Here is a 15,385-nt window from a genome sequence, read left to right on the forward strand (position 1 = left end):
AGTAAATAGATGCAATCGTCTGCGGATCCGATTCGTTCCCATGAAAAAGGGACGCTGCGAGCAGCGCCCGCCTCGTCCCTTTTCGGCTCTTCCCTATCGTATCCATTTCGAGCGGCTTCATTCAAAGTCGAGCCGGCCGCAGGAGATCGGAGCGGAGCGCTCTTGTCTCTCGTCAATGCTTCAAATGATAAGGGACCGTCGCGATGACGATGTCCTTGCGGTTGAACAAATACGTCCGCAGCAGCAGGCCGGTCTGGTTGTGCAGGATGTGCTGCCACCAGTGCTTCGTCACGAACTGCGGGATGAGGATCGTAATATGGTCGGTCTCCGCCGTCTTCCACTCGACCGTGTCGATGAACTTGAGCAGCGGCCGCGTGATGCTGCGGTAGCTGGAGCGCAGCACGATCAGGCGCACGCCAGGGTTCCACTCCGCCCACTTGGCCTCCATCCGCTCGATGGAGTCGTCGTCGAAGCCGACGTAGACGGCGACGACGTTGTCCGTGAGCGACTTGGCGTAGCCGATCGAGTTGCTCACGACGCGCGTGATGCCGGCGACCGGCACGACGACCGTGCTGCCTTTGATGACCGGCTTGTCGGCGGCGAGGTCGATGCGCAGCTCGTCGGCGACCTTGACGTAGTGGCGATGGATGCGCAGGAACAGCCACATGACGACCGGCAGGAAGACGAACACCATCCACACCTGGGAGAACTTCGTGAAGATGAAGATGAGCGTAATGCCCAGCGTCGTCAGCATGCCGACCGTATTGATCGCGAGCTTGCCTCCCCAGCCCTTGGGCCGCAGCCGCACCCAGCGCACCATCATGCCGAGCTGCGACAGCGTGAACGGGATGAACACGCCGACGGCGTACAGCGGGATCAAGTTCTCCGTATCGCCGCCGAACAGCACGACGAGCACGATCGAGAACGCGGCGAGGAATAGAATGCCGTTGGAAAAGCCGAGCCGGTCGCCGCGCACCATGAACGCATGCGGCATGTATTTGTCCTTGGCCAGCATGAACGCCAGCAGCGGGAACGCCGAATACGCCGTATTGGCCGCCAGGAACAGGATGAGCGCCGTCACGCCCTGGATGAAATAGTACAGGAAGCCGCGGCCGAACGTCGAGGCGGCGATCTGCGACACGACCGTCTCGTTGTGGCTCGGCGTGATGCCGTACCAATACGCCAGCACGCTGATGCCGAGGAACATGCCGCCGAGGATAAGGCCCATCATGACGAGCGTCGCGGCGGCGTTGCGCTCGGCCGGCTGCTTGAAGTTCGGGATGGCGTTGGACACCGCCTCGACCCCGGTCAGCGCCGAGCAGCCGGAGCTGAACGCCTTGAGCAGCAGGAACAGGCTGACGTTGCTGACGGCCGTGCCGAGCTCTGGAATGTCGGGATGGGCTCCGCCGGTCAGGTAGCGGATGACGCCGGAGACGATAAGCACGAAGATGGATACGACGAACAGATAGATCGGAATCGCGAGCACCGAGGCCGACTCGGTGACGCCGCGCAGGTTCATGAGCGTGAGGAACAGGATGACGACCGTCGCGATCAGCACTCGGTGGTCGTGCAGCGACGGGAACGCCGACGTGATCGCATCGGTGCCGGCGGAGGCGCTGACCGCGACGGTCAGGATGTAGTCGATCAGCAGCGAGCCGCCGGCCAACAGGCCGGTCGTCGTGCCGAGGTTGTTCTTGGCCACGACATAGGCGCCGCCGCCCATCGGATAGGCGAAGATCGTCTGGCGATACGACAGGATGAGGATCAGCAGCAGGCCGAGCACCGCGATCGAGATCGGGATGCTGTACCAGACCGCGGCGAAGCCGGCGACCATCAAGGCGATCAGGATCTGCTCCGTGCCGTAGGCGACGGAGGACAAAGCGTCCGAGGACAGGATGGCGAGCGCCTTCAGCCGCCCCAGCTTCTCTCCTTCGAGCTCCTTGCTTTTCATCGGCCGGCCGATCAGCAGCCGTTTCATTCGGTTTGCCATCATGCTTGCTTTCCCCTTTGCGCTCGCTGCGCCTTGACATGGTTGAGTGCTGGCGGCCCCGTCTGCGCCGGAGCCATGATGTATCTTACACCCGGCCCTTATCGCTGTAAATAAACATTTACACCTAAGCTTCTTGCTTCTCTCCTTTCAACCGAAAACCATCCTTCCGAAACGCAATTCGAGCCGTCCCGTTCGGCCTGAACGCGCCGAAGAGCCCTTGCAGCCGGCAAGAGCTCTTCGGCGGAGGCGGCTCAATGACTGGACTTGTCGTCCTTCTCGTTGCCGTGCTTGAAGTTTCCGGTCAGCTTGGCCATGACGAGCTGCGTTCCTTTATGGTCCTGGCCTGCAATCGCGCTCAAGAACCTGTCGCTTGCCTTGCCGGCGAGAGTCTTTACATGTTTGCCATTCCAATAGAGGAATATCCCGTTGTTTTTGGTGCGCTTATAGGTAAATATTTCTTCGTTCAGACGGCCGCGCTTGTCGATTGCCATGTCGTTCCTGCTCCTTTATTCTGCATCTCCCTCCATCATAGAGGCGCGTCTCTTCCCCCGCGAGGCCCGATTCGGCTTAACCTGTTTTCCACCGGCAGTTTCATTTGTAAACGAGATGTAACGGGATTGAGATTTTTTCTTCAGGTTGGTTTAAGATTCGATGCTTAAAATGAACACATGACCCCCCTTTGAATAGAGCATCATCTTGGGCTCGCCGGCTGCCACCGGCGGGCCGCTTTTTTTTTTCCCCGCAAGCAAAAACGCCGGCGGGATCCGCCGACGCTGTTGTCCTTCTATTCCGTTGCGCTTGCCGCCTCTTCTTCCGCCGGCCCGGCCGCTGCGGCTTCATTCCGCTTTGCCGCCCGCTGGATGACGGACGAGAGGAGCGCGAGCGCCAGCCCCTGGCCCCAGCCCTGCGCCCATTTGCGGTCGATCTGAAGATAAGCGTCGACGTCGTTCATGACGGCGGTGCCGCCCGACACGTTTCGGACCCGCCCGTTGTCGGCGATATTCGCCAGCACGCCGTCGAGAGCCTTTTGAACGTACTTCGTATGAAGCGGGTTGCCCTGCTGGACCATCGCCGCGGCGATGCCCGCTGTCGCCGACACCTCGCCGTACGCATCCGGGCAGTCCAGCACCGTCCCCCACAGGCCGTCGTCCTTCTGAAGCTTCTTGAGCGCCGCGAGCTGGTCGCGCAACGAGCTCCAGATATGCATCATCGGCGGATACAGGTAGCCCTCCGGCACCTCGCCGGCGGCTCGGGACATCGTATAGGCCGCCCAGGCGTTCGCGCGCGCCCAGTGGATGCCGGACATATGGTTCTGGTGGACGTGGGTGTAGCCGTGGTACCAGAGGCCGTTGTCCTCGTCCTGCAAGTAGTTGATGTGCCACAGGAACTGATGCAGCCCGTCATGGATCAGCCGCTTCTCGTTCAGCTTGACGCCGACGCGCAGCATGAAGTACGCCGCCATGAACAGCGTATCCGCCCAGCACTGCTCCGGAAAGTCGTTTTTGGACGACACGGTATGCTGCAGCACCCGGTCGCCGAACCGCAGCGCGCGATTTTCCAAATAATCGATCTTGCTCAGGATGATGTCGAGGTATTTCTGATCCTTCGTCTCCTCGTACAGAGTGAGCAGCATATGCCCCATGGCGCAGGTGTTCACCGTCCAGCCGGGCAGGCCGACCTCGATATACTCGTCGACCCAGCGGATCATCCGCTCCAGATACGTCTTGTCGCCCGTCGCCTCGTATGCCCGGCTGACGCCGTAAAACGCGACGCCGCCCGGCCAGTCCCAGGTCAGATCCATCCCGAACGTATAGTCGACCACCCGATCCGCCACCTGGTTCAGCCGGTCCGCGGAAGCCAGTATGTTCATCCGTCCAAGCCCTCCATTTCCTGAAAAGCATGCGGACATTCGGCCTGCTCCGTCCGCATGCTGTCGTTTGTAATGGATTATAACGGCTTCACGAGCGGGATGACATACAGATATCCGACTTGTTTCAGCGAAAAGCAGAGTCTTGGCGGCGGCGCTTCTCGGCTGCGCCGGACTTGAGAGCCGAAGCGAGCGTGACGGCGGCTCCGCCCGCTCCGATCCAGGTCAGCGCGGCGACGGCATGATTCCAGCTCAGTCCTTTGCCAAAGAAGAACAGCTCCCGAAGTCCGTCGACCATGAACCGCATCGGCAGCCAAGGATGGATCCAGTCCCGGTAGAACGGCGACATCATCTCCGGAGCCAGAGCGAGCAGCGGAGCGCCGAAGAACAGCATCAGCGCGAACACGGCGATGCCCTTGAGCCCCAGCCAGGACACCACGGCCGTGATGAGCAGGAAAAAGCTGAAGAAGGCAAGCGCGAGGAACAGAGCCGTATCGACGAACTGCGGAATCGCAAGCCCGATCATAGCCTCCGCGATCCAGGCGAAGCCGAAGCCGACGATCAGCGCCACGACGGCTCCCGCGCCGATGTGGACGAGCTTCGTCGCGAGCGACCGCTTGCGATCGGAGGCCGCGGATTTGCCGAATGCCAGGAACAGGACGGCGGAGCAGGCCATGCTCGCCATCCAGAGAGGCTGGAACAGCGAGATCGGCGCGTTGCAGTTTGCGCTTTTCGTGCCGATCTCGTTGACGTTCGTCACCTTCTTGGCGATCGGAACGGCGAGCGCGGCCGCCTGGTCGGGCGACAGCGTCGCTCCCTGGGCTTGGAACGCATCCAGCACCTGCGCGCGGATCTTCTCGCTCAACGTATCGACGACGCCGTTCAGCACTTGGCCGGCCGCGGCAGCCGCCGCCGCGTTCAGGCCCTGATTGAGGTAGATCCGGAGCTCCGGCGACGATGGAGACGGAGTCCGCAGCGAAGCCTGCTTGGCGCTGAAATCCTGCGGGATGACGAGCGCGGCATAATAGTCCTTGTCGTTCAGGCCTTGCCGCGCCGCATCCTCATCCTTCACGACGACCCACTCGACAGCCGGCTCCTCGCCGGGGGCCGTCGGCGCTTGCCGGATCGTCTCGACGATCGTCTCGCCCATATTGAGCTTCGGCTGGCCGGAGATCTCGACTCCCTGATCCTCGTTGACGACGGCGATCGGCAGCTGCCGAGGCTTGACCTGCACGCTCGGGAACAGCGTGAGCGAGAATACGAATACGATCAGCAGCGCGATGACCGGCGCGAGCAGAACGAGCTTTTTTTCTTTGGCTTGCATGTCAGGACCCTCCCTTTAGATAGACGATGGATTTCCAATTCCGCGGAGCAGAAAGCGGACCGCTTCCTCGATCTCCTCGTCCTCGATGACGTCCTGGTTCAGGAGCACGAGGCGCGAAGCGAAAAATCCGCCGACGAACGTGAACAGATTTTTGAGCAGCATAGCTGGAGGCAGTTCAATGAGCTCCCCGCGCTGCTGGAACAGCTCGATGACCGGAATGAGCCGGGAAGCCGCGACATCGGCCAGATAGGGCAGGATGTCGTTTTTGAGCTCTTCCTTGTAGATCAGCTCCTTGATCAGGACGCGGAGGATGTCCTTGTTCTCCAGCGCGAAATCGACCCGGTTGCGGATGAACGCCCGCAGGAACCCTTCGAGCGACGAGTTGGTGCGGACGATGCTTCCAATGACCTCTTCCGCCATGACCGGAAAGATTTCCTTGACGCGAGGGACGAGCAGATGAAGCAGCAGCTTCTCCTTCGTCCCGTATTGCTTGAAGATGCTCGCCTCCGACACCTCGGCCGCTTTTGCGATTTCCGCCGTCGAGGTATTGGAATAGCCCTTTTCGGCGAACAATTGAATGGCCGCCTCGACGATCCGCTCCTGCTTGACCGTCAGCTTGGATGCGCCGGAGAGCAGGATTTCCTGGAACAGGTTGCTGGTCAACCTCCGTTCACCTCATTCTTCCCGATTCAAAAGTAAGTACTTACTCACTGGGTTATATCACTCCGCTGCGCAACGGTCAAGAGCGCTCGGTGCCGGATGCCGGCCCCGAACGCTGTCCCCCTCCTATCGGCCCGGATAGCCGACGATCCGTCAGCTCCGCCGGCCGCGATACTCCGCCGCGATCTCATCGATCACGCGCCTGCCCCATTCGGACAGCTCCGAGCCTTTTTCATGCCACTCGTAGGTGATGAGCGCCTTCCAGAGCGCCCAGCCGCGGGCGCGGTCGATCACGCCCTCGTCGGCGGCCATGCGCTCCAGGAACACGGCTCTGCTCGGGTCATCAAAAAAATTCCATGCCATCACCAAATCGCTGGACCGGTCGCCGACGCCCATCGTGCCGAAGTCGATGACGCCGCTCAGGCGGCCGCCGCTCGCCAGCAGGTTGCCGACCGCGACGTCTCCATGCAGCCAGACCGGCTGGCCGGAGAACGGCGCCGCCAGCGCCCTCTCCCAGACCTCAGTCAGCAGCGCGGCATCGAACGGAGCGCCCGGCTTCGCCAGCACGGAGCGGGCATCGTCTTCATAAACCGCGAGATCGCCGCCGCGATGAAAATTCTGCTCGCCTGCCGGCACGCCGTCCGTCGCGTCGATGGCCTCCAGCTCCAGCAGGAAAGCGGCAAGATCCTCGGCGAACTCGATTTTATCGCGAATCGCCGCACGGGAGACCGGCTCGCCGGCCAGCCAGCGATTGACCGACCAGGGCAGCGGATACTCCTCATCCGGCTCGCCCTTGGCGACGGGCACGGTGATCGGCAGCGTCAGATGCGGCTGAAAGACGGGGAGCCATTTCTGCTCCTTTTCCACGGCGGATGCGTAGCGCTCATGGCTCGGCAGGCGGACGGCCAGCTCCGGACCGAGGCGGAACGTGCGGTTGTCATGGCCGCTCTCGTCGACCGGACGCACCTCCAGACGGCTCCACTGGGGGAACTGGCGGGCGATCAGCCTCTGGACGAGGTCGGAGGTGATGCCGATCGTCCCCATCAGGCATCCGCCTCCAAGCGGAAGGGAGCGACGAAGACTTGGCAGCTTCTGCGCTGGAAGTAAGCTCGCAAAGCGAAATGGAGCTCTCCGACGACGGACTGATGGAGCGGTGTAGGGGCGGGAGACATGCTGTACGCCTTCCCGTTGATCCATTCCCAGTTTCCTTCCCATGTCTGCCAGTCCTGGTAGCTGTAGACGGCTTTTTCGTCCGGAAATGACATCGGTCTCTCCTCCTTCGAGTTCCTGCATCCTCGGATCGTTCTAGGGAAAGTATACCCCATCTCTTCAGGGACTGCACTTGCCCCCATCCCTCATAGTCCCGTCCACCGGCGCATAGATTGGGTATGAACCTCAACTTTCGCACGGAGGGATGGAACGGACATGACTCAGGACGAGATCCGCCAGCTGGAGCGGGCGATCGACGAGATCACGGAGATCGCGGCCGACTTCGGCCTTGACTTTTACCCGATGCGCTACGAGATCTGCCCCGCGGACATCATCTATACGTTCGGCGCCTACGGCATGCCGACCCGCTTCTCCCACTGGAGCTTCGGCAAGTCCTTCAACAAAATGAAGCTGCAATACGATCTCGGCCTCAGCAAGATCTATGAGCTGGTCATCAACTCCAACCCCTGCTACGCCTTCCTGCTCGACGGCAACTCGCTCATCCAGAACAAGCTCATCGTCGCGCATGTGCTCGCCCACTGCGACTTTTTCAAAAACAACGCCCGCTTCCGCAATACGAACCGCGACATGGTGGAGAGCATGTCCGCTACGGCCGAGCGCGTGACGCAGTACGAGATGCTGTACGGCACGGAGACGGTCGAGGCGTTCATCGACTCGGTGCTCGCCATCCAGGAGCATATCGATCCCGCGCTCGTGAAGCCGCGCCAGCTCGACAAGTCGCTGCAGGGCGAGTTCCTGCGCCGGGAAGCCGAGGAAGCCGAAGCGCCACCCGCGGGCGCCTACGACGACCTCTGGTCGCTCGACGAGGACGATGCCGGCGACCAGGACGTGCAGCCGGACCACCACCGCTTCCCCCGCCAGCCGGAGAAGGATCTCGTCTGGTTCATCGAGGAGCACAGTCCGACGATGCAGGACTGGCAGCGCGACATCATGAGCATGCTGCGCGAGGAGATGCTGTATTTCTGGCCGCAGATGGAGACCAAGATCATGAACGAGGGCTGGGCCTCCTACTGGCATCAGCGCATCATCCGCGAGATGGACCTGACGAGCGAGGAGACGATCGAGTTCGCCAAGCTCAACTCCTCCGTCGTCATCCCCGGACGCGGCAGCCTCAATCCGTACTACCTGGGGCTGAAGATCTTCGAGGACATCGAGAAGCGCTGGGATGAGCCGAGCGAGGACGACCGGCGCCGCTTCGGCTACAAGCCGGGACGCGGCCGCGAGAAGATCTTCGAGGTGCGCGAGCTCGATTCCGACACCTCGTTCCTCCGCAACTACCTGACCAAGCAGCTCGTCGAGGACATGGACCTGTACATTTTCGAGAAGAAGGGCCCGGAGTGGAAAATCACCGACAAGACGTGGAAAAACGTCCGCGAGCAGCTCGTCGTCTCCCGCATCAACGGCGGCTTCCCCGTGCTCGAGGTGCTGAACGGGGACTTCAACCGCGTCGGCGAGCTGTATCTCGGGCACAAGTACGAGGGCGTCGAGCTCGACCTGAAGTACGTCGAGCGCACCTTGCCGCATGTCGTCAACCTCTGGGGCAAGGCGGTCCATCTGGAGACGGTCGTCGAGGACAAAAAAATCGTCTTCAGCTGCGACGGCAAAAAGACGAGCCGGAAATTCATCTGAATCGGAAGCGAAAGCAAGCCGCCCCGCGCGAACGGGACGGCTTGCTTGTCTGAGCAGGGAAACACCGGACGTCAGCCGCCCGCTCTTGCTTTCATGTTCAGCCACAGCGCTTTCTGGAAAGCTTCGATCGGCCGGTCGTAGTTCAGCGGCTTTCGGATGATGCGGTTATGATAGCCGATGCGGTCAAGCGGATGGGCAAAATCATCCCGCTGGAAGAAGGAGATTTCCGTCATCGTGCCGATGACGCTGCGGCTGTTCGTTTTGGCGATGGAGAAAGTCGTGGCTTCTTCCAGGTAGAGGCTTACCGCCCGCTCCTCCAGCTTTTGCTGCAGCAGGTACTCCCGCAGCGTCTGCACGAAGGCGCTTTGCAGCTTGTCGAGCTGGCCGGCGCGGATGCCCTCGAGAAAAAGGCAGAGCAGCGTCTCGTCGTTGACGAGCAGGATCTGCTTGCGGTTGTTCAGCTTGATGATGTTCGCATGCCAGCTGTACAGGCCGTCCGCCGCCTGCTCGTCCGGCTTCGCCTTCATGTCCTTCAGCAGCGACTGGGTCATTCGCAGCGTAATCATGCTTCCGTCCTCATTTCCGTTCGGCGGTTCCGATTTTACTTTCCACTATACGGCCAGCACCGCCGGCTCGTCCATCCTTCAGCCGCCATTCCTTGAAAAAAGCATTGACAAGCATTGCCGAATAGCTGTAGCATCATCCTTGTTTGTAATTTTTACATATAGGAGAGGGTTGGATTGAACAAGCTGTCCGCATTCGCGCTTTCGCTGAGCGCGCTTGCTCTATTGCTGCCTGCATCCGGCGCCATGGCGCACGGGACGGTAGAACGCATTTCGGAAAGCACCTCAGCCGAAGCCCGGCTGTTCGTGGCCGACGGCCAGAATGGCGATCTCGTCACGATCGATCTGCCGAGCGGCAAGACGGTCTCGCGGCTGTCCACGCCGGCCTCGATCATGAGCCTGAGCCTGGCGCCGGACGCCCGCCATCTGTTCGTCACGCGCGGCCGCGACACGGACAAGGATTACGTCACCGTCGTGAACACCGGCTTCGATCCGGCGACCGGCGCCGCCCGTCCTCCGATCGTCTCACGCACGTTCGAGGGCTACTCGCCCGACAGCTCGCATCCCGTGGCCGGCTTGCCGACGATCGCCAACGAATCCAAAGCGGAGCTGCTGCTGCTCAGCGGCGATCTCGACTCGCTGGACGGCGTGAGCGTACGCAAGCTCGCGCTGGCGGGCAACGCCCATTACCACTATGCCGAGGCGGGCGGCCTGCTCTACGTCGGCCATCTGCAGCAAGGCTTCGTCCAGGTGCTCGACCTCGAGAGCGGCCAGGAAAAGACGCGCATCGCCGGCTGCCCGGTGCTGCACGGAATCGCCGAGGACGAGCCGAGCGGCCGCCTGCTGTTCGGCTGCCAGAACGGCACGCTGGTCGTCGGCACGCAGGGCGCGGAGACGGCGAAGGCCGTCGCGCGCATCGACTATCCGGAGAAGCAGCGCGTCGCCGCTTTCCTGGAGGGCAAGGACCGCGTGTTCTGGGGCTACACGGAAGGCACGCTGCCGCTGCTGTACAAGCTGGACGCCAGCCGCCAGCCCTATGCGTATGAGACGGTCGCGATCGAGCCGTCGATCCGCCAGGCGGTCTCCTCGGATCAGGCGTACCTGCTGAGCCTGCGCCGATCCGGCACGCTGGAGATCCGCGACTCGGCCAGCGGCAGCCTGCTGCGCGCGACGGCGATCGGCCAAGGCTGGAGCGCCGACTTCCATGAGCATGTCGACAAGGCGGTGCTGCCGGATATCGCCACGAGCGCGCGCTACGCCTATGTCAGCCTGCCCGGCGAGGGACGGATCGCCCAGGTCGAGCTGGCCTCCGGCAAGCTCGTCCGCTACCTGGAGGTCGGCGGCGAGCCGACCCGGCTGGAGCTGCTGGAGAAAAAGGGCGGCGACGATGCGCCGTCCGCCTCCGAGCCGTCCGCTTCTCCAGCGGCAGCGGAGCCGGCGCTGAAGCGCGGCGATAAATCCGTGCCGCTGGCGGCCGCTCCGCTGATGCAGGACGATCATGCCTGGCTGCCTTTGCGCAGCACGGCCGCGGCGTTCGGCCTGCGCGTGCAGTGGCAAGCCGGCGCCGGCATCGCGGTGAGCGGAGAGGGCCTGTCCGTGCAGCTGACGATCGGCGGCCGGACGGCGAAGGCAGGTGGCAAGGCGGCGGAGCTGCATGCTCCGATCCGGCTCGTCGGCGGCTCCGCCTACATCCAGGAGCATGATCTGGAAAGCCTGCTCGGCATCCAGCTGCTCGGCGCGGGCGGCCATGCCCACGGCGAAGAGCATGAGCATGGCGTGGAGCATGACCACGCGCATTAAGCGCATAGCCTGATCGGGACGACGACGCGACATTTTCTCCCCGATTTTTACACGACTGGAGGAATTCGGTCCTCTGATGGCAAAGTAGTCGTGGAAAAAGGAGGAGGAATGAGCGATGCAGACCCGGCATGAAGTGTTGTTCAACCAGCTTGAAGCGTATCGGAGCGAGCTGCTCGAACTCGCCGAGGCGGCAGGCGAGGACGCCGCCGACCGGATCCCGGACGGATTCGCCAACAACATCCGCTGGAATCTCGGACATGTGTTCACGGACCAGTACCTGTGGATCCGGGCGCTGACGAAGGAGGAGGTCCCCCTGCCGCCAGGCTTCCCCGCTTGGTTCGGATACGGCACGAACCCGAGCCGCTTCACGGCCGAGACCCCCTCGTACGGCCAGCTGCTGGAGCTGCTGCGGCAGCAGCCGCTGCAGCTGAGGGAGCGGTACGGCGATCGGCTCGAGGAGAGCTATCCGCCGACGGAGATGGGGATGCATACGATCGAGCAAGTGCTTGTGCGCACGATCTTTCACGAAGGACTGCATATCGGAGCCGTCCAGGCGATCCGCCGCCAGCTGAACCGGCAAGCGGCCAACGCCGGCTGAACAAAAAATCCAAGGCTTATGAGAGCCTTGGATTTTTTTGTATCGGCGTAAGGAACTAGAGCCGATGGTTGCGCTTTTCGTCCAGGTAGATGTCCAGCGCGGCGATAGCGCGTTTCAGCAGCTTAATTAGAAGATAGAGCACGTAAAATCCAATACCAATCAATAGCAGGTAGACGATGCCAATGCCAAGGGGCAAAAAGAAGCTAAATGCGGAAAAGCCGGTAGCCGAATTCATTGCTCCTCCTCGGATTCAGCGGCATTTTTTTCGGCCGCAGATTTTGTCGGCCGTTTCAGCCGGGTCGAATAGGGCCGAAAGCCAGCGCTTCTCCAGAAAGCCATCCCTTCGGGATTGCTCTCCAGAACATCGACGGTCACTTCCGTGCCTGCAGGAGCATGGCGGTCCACATACAGCCGGACAGCCTGCTGCCCGATGCCGCTGCGCCGATGCTGCCGTTCCACGAACAGCTGCCGGATCTGGCCGTTCCCATCCTCGCTCCGCCGATGCAGCAGATAACCGGCTGTCCGCTCGTCAAGCATGATCCATTGGGCGTGCCACTCCTCCGAGAGGAGCCAGCCGCGCATCCGTTCCAGCAGCTCTTCGTCGCTCATCGGGTTCGAGCTGCGCTCATCCTCGATCAGCATCCGATTCATCTGCGCAAGTCGCGGCGCATCCTCGACGGCAGCCGGAACCAGCCGCACCTGCGCGCCAGGCCCCGAGCCCCCAGCGCTAGAGGTGGGGTCTTCTGGCCCGCGCATCCTCTCCAGCTCTTCCTCGATCTCGCGGTTGTACGCCTCAAGCTCGGGATCATGCGTCTCGCGCTCCGCAAGCTTCGCTTCCTCCTCCATCGCCCGCTTCAGCTCGCGCTCCGCGAGCTCCTCCGGCCGCAGCAGGCCGAGCTTTTCGCGAATGGCGGTCAAATCCTCCTGAACCGACTTCGTTTTCTGGTACAGGCTGAACGTCAGCATAAGAAGCGCGATAAGCACGATTAGAATCATGTCCATCCTCCTGGCGTCGCGGCGAGCAGGCTGCGCAGCTGAGCCGCATGCCTGCCGTCGTCGCCACGGTCCATTTCCGCAGCGCGGACCGCGAAGGTCGGAACCATCCAGGCATCCGCCAGCGCCGGGTCCATCCCGGACAGCGAGAAGTACTCCTGGCGATAGTCGTGATGAAATAGCTCCCTGAGCTCGCGCCGGCGCACCCATTCCGGAGCGCCGGGCGGAAGCGACCGCCCCTGGAGCATCATCGAGCTGCGGGCTACATCCGCCGCCGGATCGCCGACGAGCGCGTTCATCCAATCGATGATGACCGGTCCTCGCGGAGACAGGATGATATTGTCCGGATGAAAATCATAATGGCATACTCGCTCGCCTGCAGGCAGAACGTCCAGCACGGCCTGAGACGCCTGCTTTTCGCTTTCCGTGAGCCAAGGCGCCCATTGGATCATCCGCGCCATATCCGTCTTGAGCTCCGGACCGCCCTCGGCGCGGACGCCGTGCAGCTCGTTCTGCAGACGAGCCATCATCCGGGCATGGGCGGAAACGCTTGCCGCCGACGGCTCGATCGTCCATAGCATCGTCAAGCCCTCGATCCGCTCATAAATCAGTCCCGGCCGACCTTCAAACTCGACGAATCCGCCAAAAGAAGGGGCATTCAAGCCGAGCTTCTGAAAAAAGACGGCCTTGGCCGCTTCTTTCTCGGCTTCCTGACGAGCCGTCAAACCGTCATGGAATAGTTTGACGACCTCCGTTTTTCCCCAGCGGTAAATCGTCGCCGTGTTCCCCCTGCCGATCGGCTCGCCGAGGGTCGAAGCCAACCCATCCTTCAATGAACCCACCTCATTTCGATGGATCTAGCATACAGATTTTTCCTTATCGTGTAAATATGCCGACCGCCCCGGAATCGACACATTGAGATCGCTTCCAACGGGCAAGCTATCGAATCCTCAGGACCGATCCCCAGATCCTGTCCTCAGTCCTAAAAAAAGTTAGTTGCACATTTTTAGTTATCACGCTATACTGTGACTTATTCAGTCACAATTCATTTTCAAGGGAGCGATTTTTTTCATGGCAAACGTTCTATTCATCAAAGCAAACGACCGTCCTTCGGATCAGGCCGTCAGCGTTCAAATGTACGACGCCTTCCTGGACTCTTATAAGAGCACTCATGCCGGCGACACGGTGACCGAGCTTGATCTGTACACGGAGCTCCTGCCGTTCTACGGCAACACGGCGATGACCGCGATGTTCAAAGGCGCGCAAGGCATGGAGCTGACGGCCGAGGAGCAGGAAGCGGCCGATCGCGTCAACCAATACGTCAACCAGTTCCTCGAAGCCGACAAGGTCGTCATCACGGTTCCGCTGTGGAACTATGCCGCTCCGGCTCCGCTGATCAACTATGTCGCTTACATCGCCCAAGCCGGCAAGACGTTCCGCTACACGGCGAACGGTCCGGAAGGCCTGGCCAAAGGCAAAAAAGTCGTGCTGCTGAGCGCGCGCGGCGGCGTGTACTCCGAAGGTCCGATGGCCGACTTCGAAGCGGCTGTCCGTCCGCTCAAAGGCGCATTCGGCCTGTTCGGAGCCGACGTGCAAGAGCTCGTCATCGAAGGCCACAACCAGTTCCGCGACCGCTCCGCCGACATTCTGCGCGAAGGTCTGGACAAAGTGAAGGCTGTCGCTTCCGACTTCTAAGAAACGGCTGCAACCACGAACGGAGGATCCCCATGCCTGGCATGGAGATCCTCCGTTTTTTTGCTATTCGGGCGACCGATGCCGGGTCATCGGGGAGCCAGAGCTTTTTCCAGCCAGGGCTTGATCAGCGGCAGCGCGGCGTCCGGCTGCATCGCTTTCACATGGTCCATATCCGCTCCCCGAAGAAGCTCCACCCGCCATCCTGCCCGCTCCATGGATCTCCGATGGCGCTCGATCGGCCCGGCGATATCGACGGTCACGCCGCCGAACCTTTCCCCGTAGGCGATCATGTCCCTTTCTCCGGCAAAGACCAGCCTCGGCATCCCCAGCTTGTCCTGGACGCGCCGATCATCGAAGTCCGCCAGGCTTTCATACAACGTCCGAAACTGCAGCGCGACCTGCGGATCGACCGTGACCGGAGCGCTGTCCCAGTCATGCTCTTCCATGGATGGCGGAGACTCTGGAGGCGGCACGGAAGCGCCAGGCCGCAGCCAGTTCTGCCGGGCCAGCTCATGCGTGCGGCGGGTCACCTCAAGCATCTCTGCATAAGGCCCGTCCAGAGGAGGGAAACCTCCCATGACGAGGCTTTCCATCCGATCGGTGCGGATCGCCACCTGCAAGCCGACCAGAGCGAGCCACGAGTACCCGTAATAACTGAAGCGCCCGACCTCCGCGGCATCCGCGATCTCCAGCATGTCCCTTGCGGCTCGCTCGGCAGTCAAGCCTTCCGGATACGGATTCGAGAAAAGATAGCTTTCATAGTCGAAATATACGACCCGAAACGATTCCGCCAGCCCTTGAACGAACCGCTCTCCAAGAAGCGGGTCGACTCCCCACTGCAAGAGCGCATCGGCCTCCTTTCCGTATACGCTCCGTTTTGCTCCCGGCAGCAGGACGACTCGGCCATCCGGCCTCCCCGCAACCCCGACATCGATCTCCCCGCGAGACAGCTTCGCCTTTCGGTCCATTCGGCATCCTTCCTTTCCTTTTCCCTCTCCTTATTAGGCTACTACATGAAGGCAAGCTTTCGGTTCGA

At 61.6% G+C, this 15,385-nt stretch carries 16 protein-coding genes; 4 read left to right on the top strand and 12 right to left on the bottom strand.

The features are described 5' to 3' along the window. Positions 1-172: 172 nt before the first annotated feature. The 7 genes from GE073_RS18895 to GE073_RS18925 all read right to left on the bottom strand — a co-directional run bounded on the left by GE073_RS18895 (position 173) and on the right by GE073_RS18925 (position 7,106). On the bottom strand, positions 173-1,990 hold the full coding sequence (locus tag GE073_RS18895; protein ID WP_028599195.1) for an APC family permease: 1,818 nt from the start codon (positions 1,988-1,990) through the stop codon (positions 173-175). A 251-nt stretch (positions 1,991-2,241) separates the two neighbouring features. Beyond that, positions 2,242-2,481 (bottom strand): hypothetical protein, encoded by a 240-nt coding sequence (locus tag GE073_RS18900; protein ID WP_028599196.1) that lies wholly within the window; start codon positions 2,479-2,481, stop codon positions 2,242-2,244. 293 nt (positions 2,482-2,774) lie between these two features. Next, positions 2,775-3,860 (bottom strand): glycoside hydrolase family 88/105 protein, encoded by a 1,086-nt coding sequence (locus GE073_RS18905; protein WP_052333310.1) that lies wholly within the window; start codon positions 3,858-3,860, stop codon positions 2,775-2,777. A gap of 124 nt (positions 3,861-3,984) precedes the next feature. Then, the gene (locus tag GE073_RS18910; protein ID WP_153784100.1) at positions 3,985-5,181 is read right to left on the bottom strand and encodes a YhgE/Pip domain-containing protein; all 1,197 of its coding nucleotides are present in this window, start codon (positions 5,179-5,181) and stop codon (positions 3,985-3,987) included. Between the two features lie 15 nt (positions 5,182-5,196). Further along, the gene (locus tag GE073_RS18915; protein ID WP_052333311.1) at positions 5,197-5,844 is read right to left on the bottom strand and encodes a TetR/AcrR family transcriptional regulator; all 648 of its coding nucleotides are present in this window, start codon (positions 5,842-5,844) and stop codon (positions 5,197-5,199) included. 150 nt (positions 5,845-5,994) lie between these two features. Beyond that, positions 5,995-6,885, bottom strand: a complete 891-nt coding sequence (locus tag GE073_RS18920; protein ID WP_153784101.1) for an aminoglycoside phosphotransferase family protein — start codon at positions 6,883-6,885, stop codon at positions 5,995-5,997. Continuing rightward, a complete protein-coding gene (locus GE073_RS18925; RefSeq protein WP_153784102.1) occupies positions 6,885-7,106 on the bottom strand; it encodes a Uma2 family endonuclease in 222 nt (73 codons plus the stop codon). The genes GE073_RS18920 and GE073_RS18925 overlap by 1 nt, the downstream gene beginning before the upstream one ends. A gap of 160 nt (positions 7,107-7,266) precedes the next feature. On the opposite strand from GE073_RS18925, the gene GE073_RS18930 reads away from it, so the two are divergent. Continuing rightward, positions 7,267-8,700 (top strand): SpoVR family protein, encoded by a 1,434-nt coding sequence (locus GE073_RS18930; protein WP_153784103.1) that lies wholly within the window; start codon positions 7,267-7,269, stop codon positions 8,698-8,700. 71 nt (positions 8,701-8,771) lie between these two features. Here GE073_RS18930 and GE073_RS18935 read toward each other — a convergent pair whose 3' ends face one another. After that, positions 8,772-9,266: a DUF6933 domain-containing protein gene (locus GE073_RS18935; RefSeq protein ID WP_028599202.1), complete on the bottom strand. Its 495-nt coding sequence runs from the start codon at positions 9,264-9,266 to the stop codon at positions 8,772-8,774. Positions 9,267-9,440: 174 nt separating this feature from the next. On the opposite strand from GE073_RS18935, the gene GE073_RS18940 reads away from it, so the two are divergent. Continuing rightward, positions 9,441-11,063: a stalk domain-containing protein gene (locus GE073_RS18940; protein WP_153784104.1), complete on the top strand. Its 1,623-nt coding sequence runs from the start codon at positions 9,441-9,443 to the stop codon at positions 11,061-11,063. A 115-nt stretch (positions 11,064-11,178) separates the two neighbouring features. Next, complete coding sequence (locus tag GE073_RS18945) at positions 11,179-11,661, top strand: DinB family protein (RefSeq protein WP_153784105.1); 483 nt, start codon at positions 11,179-11,181, stop codon at positions 11,659-11,661. A gap of 55 nt (positions 11,662-11,716) precedes the next feature. On the opposite strand, the gene GE073_RS18950 is transcribed toward GE073_RS18945, so the two are convergent. The 3 genes from GE073_RS18950 to GE073_RS18960 are packed head-to-tail and all read right to left on the bottom strand — an operon-like array spanning position 11,717 to position 13,487. Next, on the bottom strand, positions 11,717-11,896 hold the full coding sequence (locus GE073_RS18950; RefSeq protein ID WP_028599205.1) for a hypothetical protein: 180 nt from the start codon (positions 11,894-11,896) through the stop codon (positions 11,717-11,719). After that, a complete protein-coding gene (locus tag GE073_RS18955; RefSeq protein ID WP_194843408.1) occupies positions 11,893-12,657 on the bottom strand; it encodes a GNAT family N-acetyltransferase in 765 nt (254 codons plus the stop codon). Before GE073_RS18955 ends, GE073_RS18950 begins: the two co-directional genes overlap by 4 nt. Next, positions 12,654-13,487, bottom strand: coding sequence for a phosphotransferase family protein (locus tag GE073_RS18960; protein WP_228551642.1), 834 nt, complete (start codon positions 13,485-13,487; stop codon positions 12,654-12,656). Before GE073_RS18960 ends, GE073_RS18955 begins: the two co-directional genes overlap by 4 nt. A gap of 238 nt (positions 13,488-13,725) precedes the next feature. Here GE073_RS18960 and GE073_RS18965 point away from each other — a divergent pair, with 238 nt between their 5' ends. Beyond that, positions 13,726-14,349: an FMN-dependent NADH-azoreductase gene (locus tag GE073_RS18965; protein WP_028599207.1), complete on the top strand. Its 624-nt coding sequence runs from the start codon at positions 13,726-13,728 to the stop codon at positions 14,347-14,349. 86 nt (positions 14,350-14,435) lie between these two features. Here GE073_RS18965 and GE073_RS18970 read toward each other — a convergent pair whose 3' ends face one another. Further along, positions 14,436-15,317 (bottom strand): alpha/beta fold hydrolase, encoded by an 882-nt coding sequence (locus GE073_RS18970; protein WP_153784108.1) that lies wholly within the window; start codon positions 15,315-15,317, stop codon positions 14,436-14,438. Positions 15,318-15,385 lie beyond the last annotated feature (68 nt).

This window comes from Paenibacillus sp. B01 (genome assembly GCF_009649995.1).
GTDB classification, from domain to species: domain Bacteria; phylum Bacillota; class Bacilli; order Paenibacillales; family Paenibacillaceae; genus Paenibacillus_O; species Paenibacillus_O pasadenensis.